The sequence below is a fragment of the Corynebacterium sp. 2571A genome, from assembly GCF_055700935.1.
On the sequence record NZ_JASTTE010000002.1, the window covers coordinates 285,783 to 311,973 of the forward strand.

The 26,191-nt window shown below is 58.7% G+C and carries 23 protein-coding genes and 1 pseudogene; all 24 read left to right on the forward strand.

The genetic code is table 11. The annotated features are described in order from the left end of the window. Positions 1-10 precede the first annotated feature (10 nt). Positions 11-676, forward strand: a pseudogene (locus tag QQS53_RS04795) (DNA cytosine methyltransferase); the annotation flags it as partial. 61 nt (positions 677-737) lie between these two features. Next, positions 738-1,157, forward strand: coding sequence for a dUTP diphosphatase (locus tag QQS53_RS04800; protein WP_472774771.1), 420 nt, complete (start codon positions 738-740; stop codon positions 1,155-1,157). A 296-nt stretch (positions 1,158-1,453) separates the two neighbouring features. Next, complete coding sequence (locus QQS53_RS04805) at positions 1,454-2,563, forward strand: hypothetical protein (RefSeq protein WP_472774772.1); 1,110 nt, start codon at positions 1,454-1,456, stop codon at positions 2,561-2,563. Continuing rightward, on the forward strand, positions 2,557-2,991 hold the full coding sequence (locus tag QQS53_RS04810) for a hypothetical protein (protein WP_472774773.1): 435 nt from the start codon (positions 2,557-2,559) through the stop codon (positions 2,989-2,991). Before QQS53_RS04805 ends, QQS53_RS04810 begins: the two co-directional genes overlap by 7 nt. An 88-nt stretch (positions 2,992-3,079) precedes the next feature. Next, positions 3,080-3,448: a hypothetical protein gene (locus QQS53_RS04815; RefSeq protein ID WP_472774774.1), complete on the forward strand. Its 369-nt coding sequence runs from the start codon at positions 3,080-3,082 to the stop codon at positions 3,446-3,448. After that, a complete protein-coding gene (locus QQS53_RS04820) occupies positions 3,445-3,987 on the forward strand; it encodes a hypothetical protein (RefSeq protein ID WP_472774775.1) in 543 nt (180 codons plus the stop codon). Before QQS53_RS04815 ends, QQS53_RS04820 begins: the two co-directional genes overlap by 4 nt. 98 nt (positions 3,988-4,085) lie before the next feature. Then, the gene (locus QQS53_RS04825) at positions 4,086-4,802 is read left to right on the forward strand and encodes an AAA family ATPase (protein WP_472774776.1); all 717 of its coding nucleotides are present in this window, start codon (positions 4,086-4,088) and stop codon (positions 4,800-4,802) included. Positions 4,803-5,038: 236 nt separating this feature from the next. Beyond that, complete coding sequence (locus tag QQS53_RS04830) at positions 5,039-5,392, forward strand: P27 family phage terminase small subunit (protein WP_472775053.1); 354 nt, start codon at positions 5,039-5,041, stop codon at positions 5,390-5,392. Beyond that, a complete protein-coding gene (locus QQS53_RS04835; protein ID WP_472774777.1) occupies positions 5,385-6,935 on the forward strand; it encodes a hypothetical protein in 1,551 nt (516 codons plus the stop codon). Before QQS53_RS04830 ends, QQS53_RS04835 begins: the two co-directional genes overlap by 8 nt. A gap of 13 nt (positions 6,936-6,948) precedes the next feature. Continuing rightward, positions 6,949-8,286: a phage portal protein family protein gene (locus QQS53_RS04840; protein ID WP_472774778.1), complete on the forward strand. Its 1,338-nt coding sequence runs from the start codon at positions 6,949-6,951 to the stop codon at positions 8,284-8,286. 5 nt (positions 8,287-8,291) lie between these two features. Next, complete coding sequence (locus QQS53_RS04845) at positions 8,292-9,734, forward strand: head maturation protease, ClpP-related (protein ID WP_472774779.1); 1,443 nt, start codon at positions 8,292-8,294, stop codon at positions 9,732-9,734. Between the two features lie 12 nt (positions 9,735-9,746). Then, entirely contained in the window at positions 9,747-10,163 is a 417-nt protein-coding gene (locus QQS53_RS04850; protein ID WP_472774780.1) for a hypothetical protein, read from the forward strand. Positions 10,164-10,192: 29 nt separating this feature from the next. Then, a complete protein-coding gene (locus QQS53_RS04855) occupies positions 10,193-11,140 on the forward strand; it encodes a phage major capsid protein (protein ID WP_472774781.1) in 948 nt (315 codons plus the stop codon). Continuing rightward, positions 11,140-11,472, forward strand: coding sequence for a hypothetical protein (locus tag QQS53_RS04860; RefSeq protein ID WP_472774782.1), 333 nt, complete (start codon positions 11,140-11,142; stop codon positions 11,470-11,472). The genes QQS53_RS04855 and QQS53_RS04860 overlap by 1 nt, the downstream gene beginning before the upstream one ends. A 20-nt stretch (positions 11,473-11,492) precedes the next feature. After that, positions 11,493-11,918 (forward strand): Gp19/Gp15/Gp42 family protein, encoded by a 426-nt coding sequence (locus QQS53_RS04865; RefSeq protein WP_472774783.1) that lies wholly within the window; start codon positions 11,493-11,495, stop codon positions 11,916-11,918. A gap of 628 nt (positions 11,919-12,546) precedes the next feature. Beyond that, positions 12,547-12,939 carry a hypothetical protein gene (locus tag QQS53_RS04870; RefSeq protein WP_472774784.1) on the forward strand — a complete coding sequence of 131 codons (393 nt, stop codon included), beginning with the start codon at positions 12,547-12,549 and terminating at the stop codon, positions 12,937-12,939. Further along, a complete protein-coding gene (locus QQS53_RS04875; RefSeq protein WP_472774785.1) occupies positions 12,940-13,707 on the forward strand; it encodes a hypothetical protein in 768 nt (255 codons plus the stop codon). A 155-nt stretch (positions 13,708-13,862) separates the two neighbouring features. Continuing rightward, positions 13,863-14,168 carry a hypothetical protein gene (locus QQS53_RS04880; protein WP_472774786.1) on the forward strand — a complete coding sequence of 102 codons (306 nt, stop codon included), beginning with the start codon at positions 13,863-13,865 and terminating at the stop codon, positions 14,166-14,168. A 35-nt stretch (positions 14,169-14,203) separates the two neighbouring features. Next, positions 14,204-14,530 (forward strand): hypothetical protein, encoded by a 327-nt coding sequence (locus QQS53_RS04885; protein ID WP_472774787.1) that lies wholly within the window; start codon positions 14,204-14,206, stop codon positions 14,528-14,530. Positions 14,531-14,542: 12 nt separating this feature from the next. Continuing rightward, on the forward strand, positions 14,543-21,265 hold the full coding sequence (locus QQS53_RS04890) for a hypothetical protein (RefSeq protein WP_472774788.1): 6,723 nt from the start codon (positions 14,543-14,545) through the stop codon (positions 21,263-21,265). Between the two features lie 873 nt (positions 21,266-22,138). Then, positions 22,139-23,023, forward strand: coding sequence for a hypothetical protein (locus QQS53_RS04895; RefSeq protein WP_472774789.1), 885 nt, complete (start codon positions 22,139-22,141; stop codon positions 23,021-23,023). 3 nt (positions 23,024-23,026) lie between these two features. Continuing rightward, complete coding sequence (locus QQS53_RS04900; protein WP_472774790.1) at positions 23,027-24,592, forward strand: hypothetical protein; 1,566 nt, start codon at positions 23,027-23,029, stop codon at positions 24,590-24,592. Positions 24,593-24,692: 100 nt separating this feature from the next. After that, on the forward strand, positions 24,693-25,481 hold the full coding sequence (locus QQS53_RS04905; RefSeq protein WP_472774791.1) for a hypothetical protein: 789 nt from the start codon (positions 24,693-24,695) through the stop codon (positions 25,479-25,481). Positions 25,482-25,819: 338 nt separating this feature from the next. Next, on the forward strand, positions 25,820-26,158 hold the full coding sequence (locus QQS53_RS04910; protein WP_472774792.1) for a hypothetical protein: 339 nt from the start codon (positions 25,820-25,822) through the stop codon (positions 26,156-26,158). Positions 26,159-26,191 lie beyond the last annotated feature (33 nt).

A 26,191-nucleotide genomic window follows, 5' to 3' on the forward strand; every position in this document is an offset into this window, starting at 1 on the left:
GTGCCAACCATTTTCTCAGGCCGGGCACCGGAAAGGAACGAATGACGAACGCCACCTATGGCCACACGTCAGGGACGCAATTAAGCATCTTCGACCACGATTCTGCCTGTTCGAAAACGTATCTGGCCATGTCACACTGGGACTCGCCGAAGTCCTGGAAGAACTTGCCGAAATCGGGTTCGATGCGGAATGGGCATGTACGCGAGCATCCGAGATCGGCGCCCCGCACCACCGAGAGCGCTTGTTTATCCTCGCTACCAACCCCGACGGCCTCGGACTCGAAGCGAGCCGACTCGCCCGCAGACCAGCGCCGCAAATCGCCTGGGATAACGACATGCTCGACTTTCTGGCCGGGGTTAACAGCGCCGCCGACATCCACCGGGAAATAACCAACCGGTGGGGAGCGTACGGGCCCGCAATCCTCCAGTGGGCACTCGTGACCGGGCGGCAGCCCCCGCCCATCATCGCAGACCATATCGGCCCCAGCCTCCACCCACGCTTCCCGGAAATCCGCGCCGCCACCAGCGCAGAATTCATCGAATGGACCATGGGCCTCAAAGACGGCTGGGTAACAGGCGTGCCCGGCCTAACCCGCAACCAACAGCTCAAAGCCCTAGGCAACGGGGTCGTGCCACAGCAAGCCGCCGCAGCACTCACAGAACTACTCACCTCATAACCCCGCCGTTTAGGACCTCCGCAGTCCATCTGGCGGGGTCGTTTCGTATGAAAGGAACCCAATGATTTATTACCAGCTGGATGATGGCGCAGCTCACCCGCGCCAAGCCTACAAGCACGACGCCGGCATCGACCTAGCCCTCAAACACGACCTCACCGTGCCCGTGGACGCTCACAGGGTAGGGGACACCGGAGTTCATGTTGCTGTGCCACGCGGCCATGTGGGGATGGTGTTTGTGCGCAGCAGCACCGGGATTAAGAGGCACCTAGTGCTTAGTAACGGCACCGGCATTATTGACCAGGGGTTTAGGGGCCCCATCAAATTGAGCCTGTATAACACCGGCGACACCACACAGCACATCGCAGCCGGCGACTACATCGCACAACTCGTAGTAATCCCCATCACCACCAACGAAATCGCCGAAGTACCCGAACTCGACACCACCCAACGGGGCACCAACGGAATCGGAAGCAGCAACTAAATGCCTACCCATCAGCAGCGTGAGGACATGCGCGCCTGGCTCGAATCACGCGACCTCTACGGCGCCACACCAGACCTACTCGACGCGCTCATCCAACTATTCCAATCCATAGAGAAAGGAGGAAACAACGATGAACTACCTGACCACCAGTGAAAAATACGAGCTATGCGACATGCTAGACCCAGAAAGATACCTCCCCACCGAACGCGCTCTAGCACGCTACATCCTCGTCCATGTAGACGAAGAGCCCCCCCTGACCCGCGTAGCACGCGAAGTCCTAGGAGTAGGAGAAGACGATGCGTAAATTCGCGCAAATCCAAATAGACATCTGGAACGACACCGACTTCCGCAACCTCACCCCAGCAGCACAACACCTCTACCTAGTACTGCTATCTCACCCATCCTTACTGCAGTGCGGGGTAGGGGACTGGAAGCCTAAACGCCTCACCGGGTATGCGAATGGGTGGAAAAAAGAAGCAATTGAGGCGGCAGCGGGGGAGCTGATTGAGGGTCGTTTCATTGTGATTGATGAGGACACTGATGAGTACTTAGTGCGTACCTATGTGCGTAATGGTGGGTTGATGAAGCAGCCGAATTTGGCGACGAATATGGCGCGGTCGCTGATGGAAGTGGGGTCTGAGGCTTTGCGTGGGGTGGTGACTTTTGAGTTGCAGCGGCTTGAAAATGTGAAGTCGGAGTTGGCCGGGTTCACGTCTGATGCGGTGAAAAAAGTGTTGGAGAACCCTTCGGTTAACCCATCGGATTACCCATGTGGTAACCCATACGGGAACCCATCGGGTAACCCATCGGGTAACCCTTCCGAAAGGGTTCCGGTAACCCATCCGGTAACCCATCAAAATGACGATTCGAACCCATCGGATGACCCATCGGGTAACCCTAGCCCCATAACTAGTAACTGGTACATAGTAAATAGTAGATCAGTAACTAATACATGTTCAGAACCAAGTTCAAACGACGGGTCAACCAACACTGCTCCAACCGAGAGTTCATCTAACGATGAACGCGTCGATGAAGAACCCGCCAACCGCTACCCGGACGCCTTCGAAGACTGGTGGAACCTCTATCCCCGAAAACAAGGCAAGCGAAAAGCCCTCAATGAGTGGCGACGCGCGACTAAGCGCGTAAGCCGCGACGAACTCAACTCCAAGACCCGGCGCTTCGCCGACTTCCACAACCACGAGGGCACCGACAAGCAATACATCCCACTACCCACCACATGGCTCACCAGAGACGGCTGGGACGACGAACTCATCCCCCGCACCAGCAACCCCGCCCAAGACACCAACACCATCAACGCCTGGCTAGGCGTCCCAGACAACGCCAACACCATCGAAGGCGAAGTCGTCAACCACGCCTGGCAGTCGAAAGGAGAACTCCCATGGTGAGCCAAACCACCGCCGCCGCCATCCTCCAACGCGGCAAACAACTCACACCAGACCGCTTCCCCAAACCCGACGCAGCAACCGCCGCCGCATGGGCCAAATCCCTACGCGGCGCGTACCCGCCAGCACTGTGGGAAGAAGCCGTACACCTCTGGGCCGAAGACCTCGTAGGCGACCGCATGGCCACCCCGAAAGAACTCAACCAAGCCGCCCGAATCGTCCTACGCCGCTGGGAATCAGACCCCGTCCGCGGCCCACAGCTGGAAGCCCACCGCCAAAAGCTCACCGACCAACGCGACCAGGAACTACGCAACGGCACCTTCGGCATCAACCGGGGCTACCAACCACGTGCTGTGGAGCCTCCGAAACCGGAAGTCCCCGACTTCATCAAAAAATGGACCGAGAGAAACAACCACAAACGCCCAAAATAAGCCCCCAGAAGCCCCACAGAACGACAAACAAGACACCCGTGGGCAAACAGTCCAGAACGACAATTCAACGCGTTAGAAAGGCGCACAGATGGCACGAACCAGAAAAACAGCCAAACAAGCCGGCGCAAGATTCGAACGCCTCATAAGCGACTACCTACGAGACAACCTCGATGACCGCATAGACCGAAGGGTCAAAACCGGGGCGAAAGATTGCGGGGACATCGCCAACGTCCGCGACTCACACAACCGCCGCATCGTAATCGAAACCAAAGACTACGGCGGAAAACTCAACCTCCCCCAATGGACCAAAGAAGCCCACCAAGAAGCCCAAAACGACAACGCACACGTAGGCCTCGTCATTGCCAAACGACGCGGCACCACCAACCCCGCCCACCAATGGGTCGCAATGACCGTCGACGACCTCACCAAACTACTCACACCAGGAGAACACCAATGAGCCTCGACCACACCCTCCGCCACATCGCCCAACTCCTCCACACCCTCCAAACCACCTACTGGGAATCCGACCTCCACGCCGCCCGCCAATCACAAACAGGCGTCCGCACCAACACCACCGGCTCCACCACCCCCGGCGACGACACCCAACTCGAATACCTCCTCGACATCCAAACCCGACTCCAAGAACTCGCCGAAAACATCAGCGACGACCTCACACTCCCCATCCCACCCGACGCCCGCGTCGGAGGATTCTGGCCCGCCTGGATACACCGCCACCGCCACCACCTCCACAAACTCACCTGGTACGACGACCTCGAAACCGAACTCCACGACCTCGAAACCGAACTCACCACCCACATCCACCCAACCCGACCACACACCATCAACCTGCCCGACTACGCCACAGCAGACGAAATCGCCAAAGCCCTCGGCAAAACCCCAACCGCAATCCGCAAATGGTGCACCCGCCACCACGTCACCGCCTACACCCAAAACGGACGAGTCCACTACCGCACCCAAGAAATCCACGAACAATAAACACCAATGTCCAAATCCGTGGTACACTTACGTGTAACAACACATGACCCCCAACAACAGTTGGGGGTTTTCGCGATCCACAAGGGCGGTGAAACCCGATGGGCATACACATCATCACCGGGCCACCCGCCGCCGGTAAAAGCACCTACGTACGCCAACACCGCAAACCCGGCGACATCACCATCGACTACGACGACCTCGCCAACACACTCGCAGGACTTGAACCCAAAAACCACGAACACGAACAGCACATCAAATCCGTGACCAAAGCCGCGAGACAAGCAGCAATCGACGCCGCACTCAAACATGCAGACGACCACGACGTGTGGATCATTCATTCCACCCCAAGCGCTAAGGCCCTCAACGGTTACCGCGACCAAGGCGCGCACATCCACGTCATCGACCCGGGCAAAAACACCGTCATGAAACGCTGCAAAGCAGAACGCCCACCCCACATGCTCAAAATCGCCGCCAAGTGGTACGACAAGCAAAAACCAGCAACCACCACGCAACGCGGCTACGGCCATACCCACCAAAAACAGCGACGCGTACTGTTCGCACAACTCGTGGACGGTTCACCATGTGAAGAATGTGGCCGACCGATGTACAAAACCGCGTCCAAGAACTTCGACGGCGCGCCCCTGGAAGCCGACCACGGGCCAGGGTCAGCACTGAAATACGCGGAAGACAAACGCCGCACACGGGCTACCCGTCTACTGCACCGCACCTGCAACCGGTCAGGGGGAGCCTGGGACAAACCGGTAAAACAGGAGGTCACGAGTGTCGATAGGGGATCTGCCGCGATTGTGTGGTAATGAAAAGGAAAACCAATAACCCCCGGTCAGAATCTTAGACGGGTACCGTCCCTGACTCCTCCCCTGGTGCCGCTGAGCCAGGCCGTCTCTCTCCCCACCACAGTGGGTTTTAAGGCGCCTAGGAGGCCCGTAGGAGGCCGTTCAGGCGGCGAGGTAGTAAAAATGGTTCGGGAGGCCCGTAAATCGCCTTAAATTGGGGCGTGTTTCGTCCACTGAGAGGAGGTCCCGTGGTGGATATGGAGCTTAAACGGCTTGCTGGTCAGGTGGAGCGCCTGTCTGATGGTCGCCAGCTGACCGCTTTCGACCAGGACGCGGTTGTTACGGTGGCTGGTCTGTTGGATCGGGTGGCTCAGGCGCGGTCGATTATCGCTGAGGAGGGGCCTGTTGCGGCGAAGGAGTCGGGGGAGCCGATTGAGCATCCGGCGGTGAAGGTTGAGCGAATGGCGTCGGCTGAGATTCGCGGCTGGGTGAAAGAGAGGCCGGACTTGTTTGGTAAGCGTTCGCAGGGGGCCCAGTCGTCGGGTGGTTCGGCGAAGGAAAAGTTTGGGGGTTTCAAGGTTGTGACGCAGGAGGTGGCGCCCGATGGATAAGCCGGAGTGGTTGATTGGGTGTCAGACTCCTACGTATGAGCATGTCCCGGACGGTGATGCGGAGTTTGCGCGGCGTGCGTGCGAGTTTGTCCGTTGGGCTGGGATGACGTTGTACCCGTGGCAGGAGCGGTTGTTGCATGATTTGCTTTTGCGGGATGAGTCGGGGCATTGGTCTGCGAGTGAGGCGGTTGTGTCGCTGGCGCGTCAGAACGGCAAGGGTGAAGTACTTGTTGCCCTGGAGCTGGTATCGATTTATTTGTGTGACGTGCCGCGTATTATGCACACTGCCCACTTTTTGGATACGGCGATGGACGCTAGGGATCGTTTGTGGGATGTGATTGAGGAGAATCCTGCGCTCATGGAGTGGTGGGAGGACGAGCACCCGGGCGTCCCGCAGAAAATTCGGGGCAACGGCAAGGACGCGATTAATTTTCCGAATAAGGCGAAGATTTATTACCGGACGCGGACGAAGAAAACTGGCCGTGGCTTGTCGTTCGATTTGTTGGTGTTTGATGAGTGTTTTGATTTGCCGAATGAGGTTTATGCGGCGATGAATAACACCACGAAGGCTAGGCCAAATGCGCAGAAGGTTTTTATTTCGTCGCCGGTGAATATCAAGGAGCATTTCCACGGGGCGATTTTCTCGGCGAAGCGCTGGGCTGCGATGGATGGCGAGCCGGGGATACTGTTCAAGGAGTGGTCAGCGTCTGAGGAAGATGATCCGTTTGATGAGGTGACGTGGGCGAAGGCTAACCCATCGTTGGTTGATGCCCCGAAGCCTGGCGTGCAGTTGCATGAGGTGCGTTCGGAGGCTGCGGCGGCGCGGAAGTCGGAGACGTTGTTGGACCCGTTCTTAGTAGAGACGCTAGGCCGGGGTAATTGGGTTCCGCGTGATGGTGAGTTAGTTGATGATTTCGTCCCGATTATTGACACCTCGGCCTGGTCGTCTGCGGCTGCTGCGATGCCGCCGAAGTCGGGGGAGTCGTGCCTGGCTGTTGATGTGACCCCGGATGGGGAGTCCGTTGGGGTTGTTGGCGCGGCTCAGGTTGGGGAGAAGGTGTTCCTTTCGGTCGCGCCGATTAATGATTTTTCCCGCTCCGATGTTGTCGGCGCTGTTTCTCGCGCTGTGGGGATGAATGACCCGGTCGCTGTTGTTGTTGACCCGTCAGGGCAGTGCTCGACCATGGTGGAGCCCTTGCGTGATGAGGGGATTGAGCCTGAGCGGGTTAACGGCACTCAGGTGTCTCAGGCTTATGAGTTGTTTTTACGGCTGTGGGCTGAGGGGCGGATTATTCATGATGGTTCGCAGCGCTGGTTGGATGCTTTGGGGGTTGCTGAGGAGCGGTCGAAGAATGGTCGCTACCGGTCGTTGGAGCGGTATTCCGGTGATGTGACTGTGCTTGTTGCCGCGTCGTTGGCTGTGTGGGGATTGCAGGAGTTTGGCATTGGTGATGTCGAGGTCGATGTTAAGCGGGCTCGGCGTCATGTGAGTGCGGCGCGTGGTGTTAATCGGGGGCGTCGTGTTGCTGAGATGAGTTTCTAAGGAGGTGGCCGGCATGTCTGTTTTGAATGTGCGTGAGGTTGGCCATGCGCGGGCCACCCGTAATTATGCTTTGGCTGAGGATAATTGGGAGCTTCGGTTCCCTCATTCCGCTAAGGTGTTTGCGAAGATGGGCCGTGAGGATGCTCAGGTTACGTCGGTGCTTCGTGCGGTGACCCTGCCGATTCGGCGGGCGACGTGGTTTGTGGAGCCGAATGGTGCGCCGGATGAGATTGTTGCCGCGGTATGTGAGGACCTGCGGCTGCGGGCGAAGGGGGAAGATCCGAATAAGCCGTTCGCGCCGCGCACTGGTCGTGTGTCGTGGGAGAAGCACCTGGAGCAGGCGTTGAAGGCCATGCAGTTTGGGCACATGTTCTTCGAGCAGGTGTATGAGCCTGGCCTGGATGGGCGTGAGCATTTGGTGAAGCTTGCTCCTCGTTGGCCGGGCACGATTGACCAAATCAACGTGGATGATGATGGTGGTTTGGCGTCGATTCGGCAGACACCGTTGGGGTCTAGTTCCCGTGTAGATGAGGCGCGTGTCATGCCGGTGGATCGTCTTGTGGCTTACGTCTTTGATGATGAGGGGTCGCAGTGGACGGGGAAGTCGGTGCTGCGTCCGGCGTATAAGCATTGGAAGCTACGGGACTCTCTGCTCCGGCTGGAACTGAACACTCTTGACCGAAACGGCATGGGTGTGCCGGTGTATACCGGTTCGGATGTGGCGGCTGACCCGGATAAGGACCTTAAGGATGGTCAGTCCATTGTTGAGGGTTTTCGTGCTGGTGTTCACTCTGGTGCGTCTATTCCAACGGGTGCGAAGTTGCAGTTGCTGGGCACGTCGGGGCAGTTAGTTTCGCCCCGTGAGGCGATTAATTACCACGACAGCATGATTGCTAAGAGTGTGCTGGCTCACTTCCTGAACCTTGAGGGCAAGGGAGGCTCCTACGCCCTGGCGGAGACACAGTCTGACCTGTTTATTCAGTCGCTGCAGACGACAGCGGAGTGGCTGGCTGATGTCGCGACTCAGCACATTGTTGAAGACCTCGTCCGGGTGGCGTTCCCGGAGCACACTGGTTTGATGCCGCGTATTTCGTTCGACCCAATTGCCTCTAAGAAGGAAATTAGCGCCGGTGACCTTGCTGGTTTGAAGAACGCTGGCCTCATCCTTGGGGATAAGGACCTAGAGGAGGACCTGCGCCGCCGGTACACGCTGCCACCAAAGCAGAAACTGACCGACGCTCTGGAGTCTAAGAAGCAGCGTCAACAGCTTGAAGAGCAGATGGGTGTCACGTTGAGTTCTCAGGACGAGATACCTATTGACGTTAAAACCGTTGAAGAACCTAGGGAGTGAATCCGGTGAACGAAATCCTTATCTACGGAGATATTGGGTTTGAGGTTCAGGCGAAAGACATCGTTAGTCAGTTGAATGACGCGGATGGTCCGGTGACTGTCCGCGTCGATTCATTTGGTGGTGATGTTTACGCGGGAATCTCAATCCTTAATGCGCTACGCCGGTATTCGGATGTGGTGACGGTGTACGTGGATGGTATGGCAGCGTCTGCCGCGTCGTTTATTGCCGTCGGTGGTGCTGACCGTCTTATCATGTCGCCTAATTCGAGCCTGCTTATTCACGGGGCGTGGTCGCAGGGGATGGGCAATTCGGAAGAGATGGCGCAGCTTGCCTCCGACTTGAATCAGATTACAGACAACCTCGCGACTATCTACGCCGAGAAGACAGGTCAGGAGCCTGAGTATTGGCGTGAGCTTATGAAGAAGGACACCACGTTTACCGCTGAGCAGGCTGTGGAGGCTGGTTTGGCGGATGCTGTTGATGAGCTGGAGAAGTCGGCGCGTGCTGAGAAGCGTCACGCGGTGATGGCTTCGGGGCGGTCGCGGTTCGCTAGCCACGCTGGGGGGCGTGGTGTTCCTGAGATTGAAACCCGGGCTGCGGCTCCGCCACCGACGATTGGTTGCCGGTCGGAATCGGCGCCAGAAAACACTATGCCCAGTGATGGGCAGGAAGGAGATGCGATGAGCATCAAGAATCTAGCCCAGGAATTGGGTGTTGAGCCGGATGTGCTTCGTGAGAAGCTGTCCGGCTTTTTTAATGAGGAGGTTACTGTGACCGCCACTGTTGACCTGACCTACCCGGAGAACAATACTGTTGTTCCCACTGGTGAAGTTCAGGTTGCGCCGAATGAGGACGTGCCCGCTGGTGTCACGTTCGAGTTGACCGGCACGCCGGATGGTTGGTCTGGTGAAGTTGCCGAGGACACTGGCGTGCTCAAGGTGACCGCCCCGTCGAATGTTGAACCAGACACTGAGGTTCAGTTCACTGTTGCTGTTAACGGTGGTTCTGGTGAACCGGTAGAGCTGACCGTTCCTGTCATGGTGAAGGCCGCGGCTAACACTGAGGAAGAAACCACACAGGAGACTGCCCCGGAACCTGCCGCACCAGCAGAGGACACTGTCACCCTGGATGCTGAAACCTACGCTGAGCTGAAGGCTGCTGCGCAGCACGGTTGGAAAGCGATGGAAGAGCAGAAGGAAGCAAGCCTCGTTGCTGAGGTGGATGGCTGGATTAAGGAAGGCCGTATTTCCGCTGCCCGTCGTGCTAAGGCGATTGCGGCGATGAAGCGTGACGCTGAGGCTGCTCGTGACATCTACGGTTCTAACCCTGCTGGCACTATCCCGCGTGCGGAGATTGGCTACGGCAAGGATACGGAGCCAGATGAGGCTAAGACCGTGCGTGCAAAGGCCGACAAGGTTGGTTTCCTGACCCGTAAGAACTTTCACTAAGGAGAAGAAGTAATGTCTAACCCGACTTTCCGTTCCGGCCCGATTAGCTACAAGGCCGAAGAAGACGTCACTAAGTTCCGTCTCGTTCAGGTAGGCGAGAACGGTGTTAAGCACGCCGCTGCTGAAGGCCCCGTGTTTGGTGCCGTAACCGAGAATGCCTCTGCCCCTAAGGATGAGCAGCCGGAAAACACCCTGGCGCTCGGCGCGCCGGGAATTGTTGCCGTTCACATCGGCCCGGCTACCGTGCCGCTTGAGGTTAATGGTGACGCCGCTGATATTAAGCAGGGCACCCCAATCTATGCCGCTGCTGATGGCAAGGTATCCACCTCTGGTTCCCTTCTTGTAGGTCTTGCCGCCCGCAATGGTGACGGCAAGAACGTGCGTACCACCCTCGTGACCCCTGTTATTGCTCCGGCACCTGCGGTCTAACCCAACTTTTCTAAGAAGGAGAAATAAGAATGAGTGAGCTTATTACTAGCGCCTACGATGGCCCGAAGCTGACCGTGTCCGAGATGATGGAGGACCCGACCTTCATCCCTCAGCGTGTTGTTGATGGCCTTCAGGGCCAGTTCCTGGAGGACCTGTTCTTCCGCCAGGCTGAGGCGAATAAGGGTGTTGTGGCTTTCCGCGAGGCCGCAGCAGAGTATCTTGCTGATGATGCTGAGGAAATCGCCGAGTTCGGTGAGATTCCTGTGTCCGCTCCGGAGCTTGGCCCACTGCGTGCTGCTTACGGCATTAAGTCCGGTGAGGCTATCCGCATTTCTTACGAGATGCGCAACGAGAATAAGGTTGACCAGGTTAACCGCCACATTCAGGCCCTGGAAAAGACCGTTATTCGTCACGGTATTAACGCGGTACTGGGTGTGTTTGAGTCCGCTAAGGTGCCTGAGCTGCAGGCTTCCGCACCATGGACCGGTGGCGACCCCGTCAAGGATGTTTTTGATGCTGTGGAGCTGGTCCAGTCCGCCCATGAGGGTGATGACCTGAACCGCCAGTTCGACTATGATCCGAACACCATCCTGCTGCACCCAGCTTCTTACACGAAGCTGATTCGTAACGAGCAGATGCAGAAGTACTACATTGGTGCCGCTGCTCTGGATAACCCAATCTTCCTGAACCAGAATGGTGATTCCATCTTTGGTGGACTGCGTGACACGGAGCTGTTCGGTACTCTGCGTGTGGCTACCTCGCGTCTGATTGAGCCGGGCACGGCATACATCTTTGAGGCGCAGGGTGTTGGCTTCAAGTCCGACACCATGCCTTTGACCGCAACTCCTCTGTACTCTGAGGGTGGCCAGTCTGAGCTTGGTGGCCCGACCATGTCCTGGCGTTCTGACCTGGTGCGTAAGCGCGCTATCGCGGTGGATAATCCGAAGGCTGTCGTTAAGCTGACCGGTATCGCCTAATGGTTAAGGTCACGTTAGCGAAGCATTGGAGTCCGGAGGATAAGTTGTATTCTCCGGGCGCTGTCGTTGAGGTGGATGATGAAACGGCTCGGTGGTTGGACAGCTGCGGTGCTGTTTCTCACGTGCCTGACAAGGCTGAAAAGAAGCCAGCTGCACGTAAACCGGTAGAGAAACCCGCCGAGGAAGGCAAGCCCGCGGATAAACCTGGCAAGGGTGATGTTCCTCGCCCAGCCAAGGCTGCATCTCTTGATGAATGGCGTAAGTACGCGGAGGCGCAGGGCATCGTGACTAAGGGCTTGTCGAAGAAGGAGCTTATCGCGGCGACTCGCTAGCGGTTGATTGGAGGTTGGCCGTGCTGGATATTGATGCTGGCTTTGTCGCCAGCCGACTACCGCGCCAGTTGAGTACTGATGAAAAAGATCGTCTTGAGGTGCTGATTCAGGACGCGGTGGAGTTGATTGATGTGGCTTTCGCCAAAGCCGGTCGGTCGTTTGCTGCGGAGCTTGACTCAGTCCCGTGGCTAGCTCCGGCGGCGCGCCGGGCTGTGCTTGAGATGGTCTCGGCGTCAGTGCTGGTGGGCGGGAACGCTGGGGTTCGGTCGGTGTCGTCTACAACAGGCCCCCAGTCGGACAGCATCACGTTTTCTGACGTGGACTCAGTCTCGTGGGGCGGCGTGCGGCTGACCGATGATCTTCTTCGACTGTTGGGGCTGTTAGGGGAGCGGCCGCGTGGACGTTTCCCGGCGCCTCGACGGTGGCCGGAAAGGTGGTCGCCGTGAGTGAGATTCTCTTGGTGACTGGGAAGCCCACGCTTGACCGGTATGGCGACCTGGTCGCGGCCCCGGACTCCCGTGAAATATCCGATTGCGTCGTTGGTTTGCGGGGCCAGTCGGATATTGACGGCGGTGGTGTGTGGGACGGTCACGCGACGACGTTGGAGGTGCTGGCCCCTGGCGGGACGGAAATCCGTGAGGGTGAGACCGTGCAGTGCCGCGGCGTTGAGTACGTCGTGACCAACGTCCCGTTTGATTGGTCAGTCGGGCGTCGCCCCGTTAATCCCCGTCACGCCCCGCGTACGCGATTTTTGATTGAGCGAAAGGAGGCTTAGATGGCTAAGGCTGGTAAACCGACTTTTCGCCTCAATAAGAAAGAGTTCGCCAAGGTTGCGGAGCTTGTCCGCCCCCAGGTGGAGGCGGCAGGTAAGGCAGTTGGTGAGCGTGCGCGGCCGAAAGTCCCAGATGACGTGCCAGTCCGGGTTCGTAACGGCACGTCGAATACTGGGCGCCCGCATTCGATCGTTGGTATTTATCATCCGTCGGGTCTGCCTCGGCAGGCTAAGCATGGTGTTCTCACTAGCGCGGCGGCTGAGGTTGGCCTGGAGGTCACGCGTTATAAGGGGCGTCGTTGATGAGAGTGCAAGATGATGCTGAGCGTGAGATTATTGACCTTCTGGGCCGGGCTTTAAGCAACCCTGGCATGGTGTCTGCTTTTCTCCCGGAGAAGTGGTCACCAGCCAAAGGTCTTCATGTGACTGTTCAATCTGATGGCACGCCGGTGACGTCGCGTGGGTGGACGCGGGAGACTATCCGCGTGACGGTGCATGGTGCGGTGAAGTCGCAGGTGTCGAAGATTGGGCGTGCGGTTGATGGTTTTTTGCTGTCGCCGATGTCTGGCCATTTCATGGCCGTTCAACCGGGGGCGGGGCTTTTTGTGTCCCCGGATTCAAAAGTCGGGGGGTTTGTCTCTTCGGCTACGTATCGCGTGGCTAAGCCACGCATAATCATAGGAGGAAGAAAGTAAATGGCTGTCAAGTATGACTCTAATGACGTCCTGCCGTTGACCGACCAGGAGGTTCTGGTCTCGCTCGACCCGGACGCCAAGATTGGTGACAATGGCCTGTTCGGACCGGAGTGGCATACGGTCGGTATCCTGGTGGATGATTCTGAGCTTCAGATTTCCCGCGGCATGGAGGAGGAGACTGTCTCCGGTAAGGGCCGTGGTGTTCTGGCTCGTCGTTTCAAGCCGGGCGATGTCACCGGTCAGTACGAAGTCCTGTCCGATAATGATGTCACTGACTACATCGCTTTCCCGGACGCGGTCGTGAAGAACAACGTCCGGCTGGAGCGTCATACCTCGAAGGTCGCGATGCTTCAGACCGCGTACGTCAACGTGCGTGAAGACGGTGTGATTGAGGTTCGTGTGTCTCGTATCCCGGCGACGCACCGTATTGAGACTCTGGGCCGTAATGAGACCCCGGCGGGTAAGACCGTCACGGTTGGTTTCCGCCCAGATGGTGACAAGGTCATCTTCGAGAAGGTCATGTTCAAGGTTCAGGAGGACGGCACCTTGGTGGATATCACTCCGAAGGTTATTGTTCCGCAGGCTGAAATCACCGAGAATGAGGACAACTACCAGGTCGGTGAGGGTAAGCCGGATGGTGTCATCACCCCGGAGACTCTCGAAAACCCCTCGGTAGCCTCACCGGAGGAAGAGCCGTCGGGTGGGCCTGAGCATGGCACTCAGGACGACGACCCGTCGGCATCTGATGAGGAGAATTCCCCGTTGTAGACTTCTTAGGCGGGTTTTGGCATGGGCGGTGTTGGGGACGTTTTTCTAGTCCTTTCTCCCCGCGCCGCCCTCCCTAAGAATTTTTAAGTAAAGGACTACCAGTTTTTGGCCCCGGAAACTCCGGGGCTTTTGTCATGAGAGAAGGGACTAGACTAATGGCAGAAGCAAAAAAGACTACCGCGAAGTCGCCGGCCAAGGCAGAAGCCCAAGGCACTGACGTTGTGACTTTTAACGTTGAAATCAACGGCGCCGAGATTAATCTTGAGGCCCCGGCGAATATCCTGGACGCGGACGCTGAGGCCTACATCGCTTACGAAGAGGGCAAGTACGGCCTGATGATGAAGTCGATTCTTGGTGACCTTCAGTGGCGCCAGCTGCGCGCCGCGGGGATGACGACTAATCAGATGATGGAGGTCGTCTTCACTGCGTATCAGGAGGCGGCTGGCCTGGGGGAAGGCTAGCCCTACTCCCTGCCGTCCTGGAGCATGAGGACGCGGTGGAACTTGACCTGTGGGAGCGCGGGGTTGATTATCGTGATTTTTACCGACCGGGTGGCGGCGAGTCTCGGTTAACTCTGCGGCGTCTGCTGCTCATTGTGGATGACTTACCGATGTTTGGGTCTCGGTTTTGGGCGGCCTATCGGGGTGTGGACTACGTCCCGCAGGATGTTCTTATCCAGTCGGATATTTTCGCCATGTTTTCTGAGAAGCCGCACTATTTGCGTACGTGGCGTGAGGATGTGCGGCGTGCTCGCGAGAAGGAAGAAAAGAAAAAGGCGATTATGCGCGGCGCCAGGGAGAGGGCGCGGCGTAACAATTCTTAGGAGGTTTGCACTATGGCTGCAGTCGGTTACGCGATGCTGCCGGTGATTCCGAGCTTCGACGGGATTTCTCAGCAGATTGAGAAGGATATCTCGAAGCCACTGTCGAAGGCCTCCAAGAGCGCCGGCGAGGCCCTAGAAAAGGGTGTCGGTAAGAATATTGAGCAGCTTTCTGACCGGGTTGAGAAGGCCCAGTATCGGCAAAAGCGGGCGACGGAGGAGCTGTCGTCTGCTCAGTCGAAGCTGGAGCAGGAAACCCTGAAGAATGAGGCGGCGCAAAAGCGGGTGGAGCGAGCCGCGAACGATGTTGAGGCAGCCCAGCGCAAGCACGCGAAAGCGGTTGATGACGCTCTAGATTCGTACGCTGACCTGGCGAAGTCGGGTACCGCGTCGGCTGAGCAGCTGGCGAAGGCTGAGCAGAAGATCACGGATGCCCGGAGTAAGGGCGCGTCGGACGTGTCGAAGAAGGAGGAGACTCTTCTTCGTGCGCGAGCATCGCTGAAGTCGCAGTCGGATAAGACTACGGCGGCGGAGGAAGCGCTTGCGGATGCTCAGCTAGAGTCCGCGACTGCTGCATCTCGTGCGGAGAAGGCCGCGGATGATTTGGCGCGGGCGCAGAAGAATTCCGCGTCCGAGGGGCAGAAGGCCGCGTCGAAGCTGGATACGTTTAAGGCCTCTGCTGAGAAAGTCGGGTCTGGTCTGGTTAGTGCGGCTGAGAAGCTGAAGGTTCACGCGGCTGTCGTCGGTGGGGCGATTAGCGGCCTGGCCGGTGTGTCTGTGGCCTATGCTTCGGAAGCTGAGCAGTCATACGGTGCTGTGGAGTCGATTTTTGGACGTCACGCTGATGTGATTACTCAGAAGTCGAAGCAGGCGGCGGATGCTGTTGGCCTGTCTGGCCGCGAGTATCGTGAGCTGTCTTCGTTGACCGGCGCGATGCTGAAGAACATGGGCATGCCGATGAAGGAGGTCACCGACCGGACTCAAGATTTGGTTGAGGTTGCCTCGGACTTGTCGGCGACGTTCGGCGGCACGACCAAGGACGCGATTGAGTCGGTGAACGCGCTTCTGCGTGGTGAGGCTGACCCAATCGAGAAGTATGGCGTGTCTATCAAGAAGGCGGACGTGAACGCTCGTCTTGCTGCTAAGGGGCTGAACAATCTTGAGGGTGAGGCGCTGAAGCAGGCTGAGGCCCAGGAGCTTCTGGCCATGCTGACAGAGCAGACCGCCTCGGCTCAAGGCCAGTTTGCCCGTGAAGTGGATACCGCTGCCCATAAGCAGCAGGTGGCTACCGCGAAGCTGGATGACGCGAAGGAAGTAATCGGCACGGCGCTTCTGCCAGTGATGGCTGACCTGGCTGATTTGGCTGGCCGTGTCGCTGAGAAGATCGGTGAACACCCGAAGGTGTTTATGGCGCTGGCTGGAGCTGCGGCAACTCTGGCTGGTGGTATTTTTGTTTTGGGTTCCGTGGCCCCGATTTTTGCTTCTATTTCTGCTGCTGCTGTAGCTGCTGAAACGTCGATGTGGGGGTACGTGACAGCCCAGGCTGCCGCGATTGCCCCCGCGCTTGCTGTGGCCGCGGCGATTGGTGCTGTTATCGCGGCTCTGGCCCTGTTTTTTACCAAAACTGAGGTCGGGCGGAAGCTGTGGTCTGGGTTCGTTGACTCGCTTAAAGCCGGTGTTGACCGGATTAAGGATGTTTTTGGCCAGGTGAAACAGGCCGTTGAGGATGTTTTTAGCCTCTTGTTTGCCGGAGAGTTCTCCGGTAAGAGTGGCCTGTTCGGTTTGGGTGATGAGTCCTCCCACCTGGTGCAGTCCCTGCTGGGTGTGCGTGACGTCGTGGCCAACACCTGGGAAGCGGTGAAAGAATTTGCCCAGGGTATGTGGGATAGTCTGCAGCCGGCCCTTGCGTGGATTGGAGGGTTTCTACGCGATTCCCTGTCCGGGGCTTTGTCCTCGCTGTGGGAGGCACTGCAGAATGTTTTCGGCGCCCTCATGGAGGTCGGTAAGGCCCTTGGTGGGGCTGTGCTTACCATGCTGCAGGCGTTTTTCAGCGCGGTGAAACAGCTGTGGGATTTCCTCGCCCCGGTTCTGGTGCCGGTACTCAAAGTGCTGGCCGGCATCGTTGGAGGCGTCCTGGTTGGCGCTTTCTTGGGGGCTGTGAAGGTCATCGAGGGTGTGGCGAAGGTTATTTCGTGGCTGGCGGAGGGGTTCCGCTGGCTGGTGGAGAACGCTATTGCCCCGCTGATTGAGCGCCTTGGCCAGTTTGTTGGGTTCTTGATGTCCTCGTTGATGCCTACCTTGTCAGCGGTTGCTGGGCTTATCCGGGACGTTGTCGTTGGCGCGTGGAACGTGCTGTATACGGCGATTCAGTGGGCGTGGGAAAACGTTATCCAGCCGGTATTCAATGCCCTGGCCGAGGTTGGCCAGCAGGTTGCCCAAGTCCTGCTGACGCTTGTGTTTACTCCGATTCTGTTGGCGTGGAAGGCCCTGTCCACGGGTATTCAGTGGGCGTGGGAGAACGTAATTAAGCCGGCCTGGAGCGCTGTTGTGGCGTTCGCCATGGAGACTCTGTGGCCAATGTTGCAGCAGGTGTTCCAGTTCGTGAAGGACGGTTTTCACGCTGTTGGTAATAGCATCCAGTGGGTGTGGGCTAACGTGATTAAGCCTGCGTGGGATGCTCTCGCGGGCGCGGCGAATTGGCTGTGGGGCACCGTCCTGATGCCCGTCTTTGACCGGGTTAAGGCCGCGTTCCACGCTGTTGGTAACACTTTCCGCTGGGTTTACGACAACCTGCTGAAGCCCGTGGTCGACTCGTTCGCATCCGCCTTGAACTGGCTGTGGGAAAGCGTGATCAACCCTGTCGTTGATTGGATCCGCGGTAAGTGGGATGGCATGGGCCGTCTTTTCGGCCGGGTGAAGGATTTCATCGTTGATAATGTTTTCGGCGGGATCCAGTCTGGCCTGGATACGTTGAAGGGCTGGTTTAACACGGTTGTTGGGGCCATTGAGACGATTTGGAATCGTATCAAGCGGATTACCGCTAAGCCGGCCCGATTCGTCGTGGAGACCGTCTACAACAACGGTATCCGTAAGGCGTGGAATGCGGTCTCGAAGTTCACTGGTTTGGATGAACTACAGCCCGCCAATCTAGGCAAGCTCGGGGCTTACGCCCGTGGTGGTGTGCTTCCTGGGTACACCCCAGGACAGGACGTTCACCAGTTTTATTCCCCCACTGGCGGGCGAGTTGACCTGTCCGGTGGTGAGGCCATTATGCGCCCTGAGTGGGTGCGCGCCATGGGCGGTAAGGCCGCGATTGACGCGATGAATAAGGCCGCGATTAGCGGTGGTGTCAATGGTGTCCGAAAACTGCTGGGGTCTGACCCTGGCTCTGTTCAGCGCCGCGCTGACGGAGGAGTTCTCGCTTTCAAGGATGGCGGGCTTTTCCCGAACGGTGACACTGACCGCAAGGAGAACCAGTCTGCGGCTATCCAGCGTGCTCTGGCGTTTATGCGTCGGGAGGCTGGCAAGCCCTACCAGTGGGGCGGCGTCGGTAACCCGAGCTGGGACTGCTCCGGCCTGTGGTCGGGCATCGTCCATGAGCTTAATGGTAATGACGGTCGTAGCGGTCGTCTTTTTAACACGAATTCGCTTATCGCTAATCCGGGCACTTGGGGCTTTAAACCGGGTCTAAGTGGACCGGTTACGGTGGGCGTTTCTGCCGACCACATGGCCGGTACGCTGTCCGGGCTCAATGCTGAGTCCCGGTCCGGTGACGGCGTCCTACTTGGTGGTTCGGCGTGGGGTTCGGAGAATGGTTATTTTCCGTACAAGTACACGCTGGCTTCTATCCTGGGTGAGTACCTGCCGGGCGCAGAAGGTGGCGGCGGTGGTTTCAACCTAGGTGCCATGGTCAAGGGTATTTGGGATGGCATCATTGATAAGTTGCCGAAGTTCGACGGGGCTGCCACCAGTGGTTTGATTGGTCGTTTGCCGGCTGAGATGCTGAAGAAGTTGGCTGCGTCTGCGTGGGATTTTGTGAAGGAGAAGATTGGCTCGTTCTTCGGAGCGGGCGGTCAATCCGGCAACGCGGAGTCCTGGCGCGAAATGGCTATGTGGGCGATGCGTCGTACGGGCTTTAATGCTGATGACCCGGCGCAGGTGAACGCGATGCTTGCTCAGATTCAGTCCGAGTCTGGTGGTATTCCTGACCGTAACCAGGAGATCGTTGACGTTAACGGCACTGGTGCTAGTGCCGGTCAGGGCCTGTTGCAGATTATTCCGGGGACGTTTGCCGCCCACCGTGACCCGGAGCTGCCGAACGACCGGACTGACCCGCAGGCGAATATGGTTGCGGCGCTGCGGTACTACAGGAGCCGTTACGGTGACGACCTGACCACCATGTGGGGTCATGGGCACGGGTACGCCCGTGGTGGTGTCCTGCCAGGGTTTACCCCTGGACGTGATATTCACCGGTTCGTATCTCCGACAGGTGGGGCCCTGGCCCTGTCTGGTGGGGAGTCCATCATGGTGCCGGAGTGGACGCGGGCGGTCGGGGGCCCTGCTGCCGTGGCCGCGATGAACCGTGCTGCAAGTGGAGGCCGCGCCGGTAACGGTGTGGGTTTTGCTGCTGGTGGTGTGTGGTCAGGCCCGCGTGGTTTCTCGCAGGATGAGCTGGTCAAGGCCGTGCAGGAACTGACGAAGCAGATTCAAAAGGCCGCCGACCCAAAGAGCATCGAAGGGATTATCGCCCGTGCTGGGGCCACCCAGGTGGGCGAGATTCTGGGGATGCTGGACATGCCAGGCTTGTCGTCTACGGTGTCTACCTTGGTTTCTGCCGAGAAGGAGCTGGTGGAGGCTCGCGACGGTCACGCGCAGCGCCTGGCGGACATCGCGGACAAAGAGAAGGCCTTGGAGGAGGCCCGGAAGGCTGCCGGGGAAGCTGCGGATGCTGCGGCTTCCGGCATGTCGGAAGAGAATAAGAAGAAGCTGGAGGAAGCGGAAAAGGCGGTCGCTGACGCCCGGGCCGCGAATGACGCTGACAAGCTCGCTGAGTCCGAGAAGAAGCTGGCCGATGTGCGTAAGGAGGTGGATGAGTCCACTGCGAAGGACGCGGAGAAGCGTGCTGATGATGTGGCGAAGGCTAATGAGCAGGTCGTGAAGGCCGAGCAGGAGCTTACTGAGGCGCGCCGGAAGTCTGCTGCCGCTTTGGACATGAAGGTCTTTGACGTGGCTCCGCAGATTCACGGGGCGTTGTCTCAGGCTGCTGCGGCGACCGCACAGGTACCGCAGGTGTCGCAGGCTTTGGCTGGTCTTGCTGCTGCTGCCGGCCCGGCTGGTGTGTCTGTCGGGATGGCCGTGCAGGGTGTGAAGACGTTTATTTCGACTGTGAAGTCGATTTTGACGACGATTGGTGATTTTGTCGCCAAGATCTTCACCTCTCAGGCCGCTGCTCACAAGCTGATGGTCGATGCCCTGAACACTCAGTATGAGTGGGCTAAGACTATCGATGACATGAAGCAGAAGATTGTGGAGCTGCGTGTTCAGTGGGCTGAGGCGCAGGTGTCTTTGCGTGACGCTACGTGGAAGACGCGGCGTGCTCAGGCTGATGTGGTGCGTGCCCAGCTGACCGGTGTGAAGTCGGTGGCTGAGGCTGAGGCTGCGCTTCAGGCTGAGCGGGAACGCGTCGCCCGAGCTGCACAGCTGAACCTCAAGGACTTGTCGTTGGCGTACGACCGGTACCGGTGGGCTGAGTATCAGGGGATTGTTGACCGGTTGAATTTGGCTACGGTGGTCACCCCGGAGATTCTGGCGCTTGAGGCCGAGGTCAACGCGGCGAAGCTGAACGCGTTGGCGTCGCAGCGTGAAGCATCGTTGGCTGCTTTGCAGGCGTCGTGGGAGCAGCAGAAGGCTGCGCTGAATTTGATTCAGGTGCAGCAGAATCTGGCGACAATGACGCAAAATCTTGCGTTGATGTCGTCGGAGCTGGGCTTGTCTCAGGGCCAGGCGCTGCAGGCGATGAATACTCGTAAGCTGTACGAGGAGAAGGCTGGCGTCCAGTCGCAGATTGGTAAGAATTTCTGGCGTTTGTCGTACTGGCTGACTGGTGCTGGGGCGGCTGATGCGAAGCGGATTAAGGAGCTTGACCGCCTGATCGCTGAGCGTGAGGCGGCCGGTAAGGGCGCAGGTTCCGGTGTTGTTAAGGGCACTGGTGCTATGGGCTTTTTCGGGTATGGTGATTCTGCTTCTAACGCGGTGAAGAACGCTGGTTACGGTGAGCTGGAGCGTAAGCAGTGGGAGTACCAGGAGCAGCTGCAGCTGCAGGAGATTGAGCAGCAGCGTAAGCAGCTGGAGCAGAAGATTGAGCAGAATAAGCTCTACGTGGAGTTCCAGAAGCGTGTGGGTGAGCTGACCGCCGAGATTGAGGCCCTGCGGTCTGCGGAGTCGTCGGCGAAGCATGCGGCTGAGTATCACCGCGAGGAGAACCCGGCGATTAAGGCGGCGAACAAGCTGCTCGCCCAGTTTGAAGCTGGCCGCGCTCGCGAGTACATGGGCGTGGCCCGTGGTGAGAAGCAGGTCGTGGAGATCACTATTCCGCAGCAGGATACGTATACGCGTGAGCAGGTGGACGGGATGTTGGATGCACTGCAGCAGATTCCGTCGATTGATGCTCGTGTCCGGAAGCTGGAGGCTCCGGCTAAGCCGGGTGCTGCTGCAGTTATGTCTGGTGCGACTAGGTAAGGAGATGGTCTGGTGAGGGAGTTCACTTTGTTTGGTGTGGACGGCTCTGTGTGGCCGTTGACTTCCTGGGAGCACGCGGGCGTGTTTTTTCGGGCTGAGCCGGTTGATTTGCAGGCTGACGATGAGGGCCGGGTGGCTGGCAGCTTGGAATTGGTGGTTTCTGACCATCGTCCGGACGGCAGCCGAGTCGGCACGATTGATGATGTGATGTCTGCGTGGCGGCGCGCCTGGTCGAAGCACCGAGATTGTAGTTTGCACGTTGCTGACGGGAAGGACTCGTTGAGCCTGCGCCTGCGGTTGGAGTCGGTGGTGCCGAGCTTGCCCAGTTTGGACGCGGAGGGGTATGAGGAGTTTTCGCAGTCGGTGGTCGCGCCGGATGGTGCGGCGTGGTTGCGGAAGTCCTCGCGCCCTGGCCCTGTGGTTCGAGTGGTGAACGCTGGTGACCATGAGGCGTGGGTGTCTATCCGTTGGCAGCGGGGCGGTAGTGTTCGCCTGCCGTCTGGTGCAACATTTATATTGCCTACGGTTCCGGAGCCTCGGACTCTTCTTCTTGACCCTGGTGAGTCGTGCGCTGTCGTTGATGATGATGGTGTGCTCGATAGATCGCTGTGGGGCGAGTTGCGGTCTCGTGTGTTTCCTGAGCCGGTACCGCCGGGGCAGGTGCGTGAGTTTGTCGTGCCTGACGGGGCTTCGGTGCTTTTTAATGAGCGGGTTGATGACCCGTGGGCCTAAAAACCGTGGGGTGTGGCCCGCCCCCATCTTTTGACCATAATTTCATACGAAAGTTGTAGCGCTAGAAGCCGTTTTAAGGCGTTTTAGCAGCGTTGGTGGTGTCCTAGGTAGGCTCAACGCGTCTACGGGGAGGTAGAAAAATTGGCTACAGACTGGAAGTCCGTACAAACCACTGTTAAGCAGGTGATTCGCGACCGTGGGCAGTGGATTGGGCTGCTGAATGAGGATTGGGAGCCTATCGCGGAGCTGGAGCCAACGTCTTTTCAGGAAACGGAAACTCGCCTTGCCGCCCCGGAGGTCTCGCTTACCCTACCCGGGCGGGATAGTGGAAGCCGTGTGTCCCTGGCCGTGGATGAACTGGTGGCTGAGGATTTAGGCGTGTTTGATGAGCGGGGTTATTTCCGCGCTAAGAACGACGTTGCCCGGTCTATCTGCGTGGCGCGTGAAGGATACCGGCAGGCGTTTTTCATCCCATATCTGGACGCGGAGGGGCAGCGTGCCCCGGAGTCTCTGTCGGTAGAGGCTGCTGGGCTTTTGTCTTTGCTGGAGGCGTGGCCATGCCCGTCTATCCCAGAATCGTGGAGGGGACAGTGGTCTACCGAAACGGGTGACGCCGGCGTCGAGAAATATGACAGGGCGCGTGAATTATCCCTGGTGGAGATGGCAACCCGAGCGGACGGGTACACGGTGAACGGGCCGGCGGAGCCGACGATTCAGAATCTAATACAGGACTCGCTGGACGCGGTGAACTCGCACATGGGCTGGACTGCTGACCCTCACATGGTGGTTGATATGACCTCGACGGGACGTACGTCGCCGGAAGTGATGATCCGTGTTGAAGATGATCTGGTTTTGCCGACGGTAGATGAGTCGGCCCGGCTAGCTGGCGTGAATATCAACGTGGATTTGTGGTGGCCTGGCGATGAGACCGTTCTGGTGCGGGACTCTGACCGAAAAAACGTATCAAAGAAAGAATTCCCACACCCCGTGGCTGTGGTGCGCGTGCAGCAAATAGAGGAGGGCTAGACCATGGTAGATGTTGCACCCCTAGTTGCTGACGGTGGTCAGCTGCGGCTTGTTCGCCGCCTGGCGGCGTTTGCTTATGGTGAGCGCTCGGTGGAGTGGCCGGAGGATTTCGACGGGCCGGAGAAAGACCTGCCGGATGACCGTGTTTTCGGCTATGTGGCGAAGCTGCCGGGGAAGTCTCCGGGCCGGTCGGAGCGTCGTTTTACCCGGTCGGATATTCAGATTGACGCGGTAAACGGAACGTCCACGACTGAGCAGGTGCTGGATAGTGCCGCTAACCGTACTGGCGGGGACGCGTTCGTTGAGACTGTGATTAGTGGTCGTGGATTAGGACGCCAGGTTCCGGGCGTTGATTTCCGTTTAGGGGACCGGGTACCGGTTCGCCTGTGGGGTCGTATTTTGCCTGGTCAGCTGGTGACGGAAGTGTCCTGGGAGGGGACGGCCCCGTCGGTGAAGGTTGGCGGCCAGGTGCTTGCCGATTTGGAGGCGCTGGATCGCGATGTTTTAGAGCAGAAGCGTGCTATTGCCGTGGAGCGGCGGGAGCGGCTTAAGGATGTTGGTGTGGTGTCTCGGGCTGCGTCGCGTGCTCAGTCTACGGCTGATTCTGCGGCGGCTGACGCCCAAGACGTGCGTGAGGCGCTTGGGGGTCCCGGTGCGTCGGGGAAGACGCTTGTGGAGCAGCTGGGAGCACTGAATGGGCAGCTGAAGGAGCAGGGGGAGGACCCGAAGCCGGGGCTGCTTCCTGCTTACCTTGATTTGAACACGAGGCTGTGGGGGCAGCAGCAGCGTGTCAACCGCCAGCAAGAAGAAATCAATGACGCGGTGGATTCGTCGGCGCAGGATCAGGCGGAGTTGATTGAGTCGATGACCCGCCAGCTGGATAGTCTGCGGTCGCAGCTTGCGGCGGTGTCTGGATCGGTGTGGCAGGTCGGCGCCCCGGGTGACGGGATGTGGGACCGGGAGCTCGAACCCTACGGCTTCGGCGCTTACAAACACTTTCTCGTCGCTGAGGGTTCCTGGGTGGGCAAAGCCATCGTAGATTTGACCGTGACCAGGGGAAGTGGGGAGAGCCGCGAGTACATATTCAGAACGATGTCCGTGGACGTCGGCGCCCAACGGCGCTTCCTCCTCTCGGAGGGGTCTAGCGCCCCGTCGGCTATTGTCCACTACCGGGTCGATGATGGCCGCGCTCGCAGCCGCAGATTGACTATCGAATCACAGACCGCCGACCAGGAATATAACTCGGTGGCGCCGCGATTCACGACCCCCACCGCCTCGACCTACGCGATTAACGTGGACCTGACATGGCTGAACGCCCACAGGGGGGCGTTGTATGCAATTCGCATTATGGCCTACGGGGATGGTGGCTCGACTCAGCTGGAGAGTATCTCCCGTAGTTCTATCGGGCCGCTCGGCCCGGCGGGTAATGGGCGCCGCACCATGACCCTAGCGGCGGAGAAGGAATTGGAGGCAGGTGTGGAAATCGCCGTCGAGGCGATGTGTGACCACTCTGGCGAGTACCAGCGCCAGGTGGACGGCGGCAATGTGAATATTTCATGGGTTGTTTAGGAGATGACTGATTATGCCTGTTTTGCAGGGGACACTTGTTGATGTGACGGCTGAGCCGTCGACGGCTAGTGAGGTGTGGGTGCGTGCTCCGCGGGGGCGTGTGTCTGGTACGCGTGTGGTGGTGCCGGAGACCCGGCGGGTGGAGGTGAAAAACGGCGAGTTCGAGGTGCACATTGAGCCCGGGCCTGCCTATTTGGTGGTGGTGCACGCTACCGGCCCCCAAGAACACGTGCCCCTCCTGGTGCAGGAGGGCATGTCCACGATTGCTGAGGCGGTGCGCCTTGGCGACGAGTCGTGGGCTGATTTTTCCCCGTCGCAGGCCGACGCTATCCGCGCTGAGGTGGTGGCCTCTGTGGCGCAGGCCCGCCAGCAGGCGCAGGAGGCGGCCACGTCAGCTACAGCAGCGGACAAGTCCGCTAGCGGGGCCGCCTCATCGGCGTCGTCTGCTGCTGAGTCGGCGCAGGCCGCGACCACGGCGGAGGATAACGCGGCAATGTATTCCAGGGAAGCGCTGGCCTCCAGGGAGGCGGCGCAACGGGATGCCAACCAGTCGGCTGAGTCGGCGTCGTCTGCTGCTGAGTCGGCGTCACAGGCGGCGGGTAGTGCCGCGAGCGCTAAGGCTGATGCTGACCGTGCCGCACAGATAGCCGATTCCACCTCGTGGGACGGCGACAAGCTCACCGTCAATGGAAAAACCTCCCCGTCGCTTACCGGCCCGCGGGGTGAGGCCGGCGAGGTGTCGCAGAAGGAGCTTAACGCCCGCTTGGCCTCCTCCCCCTACAATTCCGTCACGGTCAGGACTGAGGGCGAGGCGCAGACCCTGTCTGGCCTGCGAAAAGGTGACTATGTGCATGTGCTCGATACGGGGAATGTCTATATTTGGGAGTGAAAACAATGACCAGTAACACACACACCATCCTGGCGGTGGTCTAGATGCCGCTAAGAAAAGTCGATTTGTCGACCACAATCTCTGGCCAGGGTTGGGAAGCTACAAAAACCGGCCAGTGGGTCGAATTCCGAGTTTTGGGGTCGATAGAAGACGATATTACGCTCCCCAAGGGATTCGCCCCCGCGAAGCAGACCTATATCCCTATATCTGCCGAAATGACCGACACATTCACCCCGCGCTTAGCTATCAACCAGGCGGGCGTGGTCACCAAGCAGGGCTTTACCTACGGGTGGGGACTCGGTATTTGGCGAGCCGCCTAGCAGGTAAGGCGGTGCACCATGCCGCTTAAGAAAATCACGCGCATTACCCCGGCCCCGACCACACTGACCGGGGCGCAAGACACCGGCTGGCTGGACCTCATAGACCAAGACGGGGTGGGTGGAGCACCCTACTATGTCCCCATGGCACCCGGCACTTACCTCACGGTCGGTTACGCAACCGCAGATAGCGTGAGGATGATTGTCCGCCCCGGAAAGGCTGGGGATCGCGGAGACTATTTCGACGTGAGTACGACACTAGCCCCTATCGCGATTGTGGAGATCACCGCTCCGGACAAGATTATTTTGGACGCGCAGTATGGCACAGCCTCCGCCCGCGTCATATTCATTCCCCTGTAACAATCAACATTTAGCTCCTGACCGCGCCTGGTT

Excerpts from the sequence above, each read along its gene's own strand:
- QQS53_RS04860 (WP_472774782.1), top strand. The coding sequence starts at position 11,140 with ATGGTTAAGGTCACGTTAGCGAAGCATTGGAGTCCGGAGGATAAGTTG.
- QQS53_RS04835 (WP_472774777.1), top strand. The coding sequence starts at position 5,385 with ATGGATAAGCCGGAGTGGTTGATTGGGTGTCAGACTCCTACGTATGAG.
- QQS53_RS04815 (WP_472774774.1), top strand. The coding sequence starts at position 3,080 with ATGGCACGAACCAGAAAAACAGCCAAACAAGCCGGCGCAAGATTCGAA.
- QQS53_RS04900 (WP_472774790.1), top strand. The coding sequence starts at position 23,027 with ATGGTAGATGTTGCACCCCTAGTTGCTGACGGTGGTCAGCTGCGGCTT.
- QQS53_RS04840 (WP_472774778.1), top strand. The coding sequence starts at position 6,949 with ATGTCTGTTTTGAATGTGCGTGAGGTTGGCCATGCGCGGGCCACCCGT.
- QQS53_RS04910 (WP_472774792.1), top strand. The coding sequence starts at position 25,820 with ATGCCGCTTAAGAAAATCACGCGCATTACCCCGGCCCCGACCACACTG.
- QQS53_RS04805 (WP_472774772.1), top strand. The coding sequence starts at position 1,454 with ATGCGTAAATTCGCGCAAATCCAAATAGACATCTGGAACGACACCGAC.
- QQS53_RS04855 (WP_472774781.1), top strand. The coding sequence starts at position 10,193 with ATGAGTGAGCTTATTACTAGCGCCTACGATGGCCCGAAGCTGACCGTG.
- QQS53_RS04880 (WP_472774786.1), top strand. The coding sequence starts at position 13,863 with ATGGCAGAAGCAAAAAAGACTACCGCGAAGTCGCCGGCCAAGGCAGAA.
- QQS53_RS04875 (WP_472774785.1), top strand. The coding sequence starts at position 12,940 with ATGGCTGTCAAGTATGACTCTAATGACGTCCTGCCGTTGACCGACCAG.
- QQS53_RS04810 (WP_472774773.1), top strand. The coding sequence starts at position 2,557 with ATGGTGAGCCAAACCACCGCCGCCGCCATCCTCCAACGCGGCAAACAA.
- QQS53_RS04890 (WP_472774788.1), top strand. The coding sequence starts at position 14,543 with ATGGCTGCAGTCGGTTACGCGATGCTGCCGGTGATTCCGAGCTTCGAC.
- QQS53_RS04870 (WP_472774784.1), top strand. The coding sequence starts at position 12,547 with ATGAGAGTGCAAGATGATGCTGAGCGTGAGATTATTGACCTTCTGGGC.
- QQS53_RS04830 (WP_472775053.1), top strand. The coding sequence starts at position 5,039 with ATGGAGCTTAAACGGCTTGCTGGTCAGGTGGAGCGCCTGTCTGATGGT.
- QQS53_RS04850 (WP_472774780.1), top strand. The coding sequence starts at position 9,747 with ATGTCTAACCCGACTTTCCGTTCCGGCCCGATTAGCTACAAGGCCGAA.
- QQS53_RS04825 (WP_472774776.1), top strand. The coding sequence starts at position 4,086 with ATGGGCATACACATCATCACCGGGCCACCCGCCGCCGGTAAAAGCACC.
- QQS53_RS04820 (WP_472774775.1), top strand. The coding sequence starts at position 3,445 with ATGAGCCTCGACCACACCCTCCGCCACATCGCCCAACTCCTCCACACC.
- QQS53_RS04800 (WP_472774771.1), top strand. The coding sequence starts at position 738 with ATGATTTATTACCAGCTGGATGATGGCGCAGCTCACCCGCGCCAAGCC.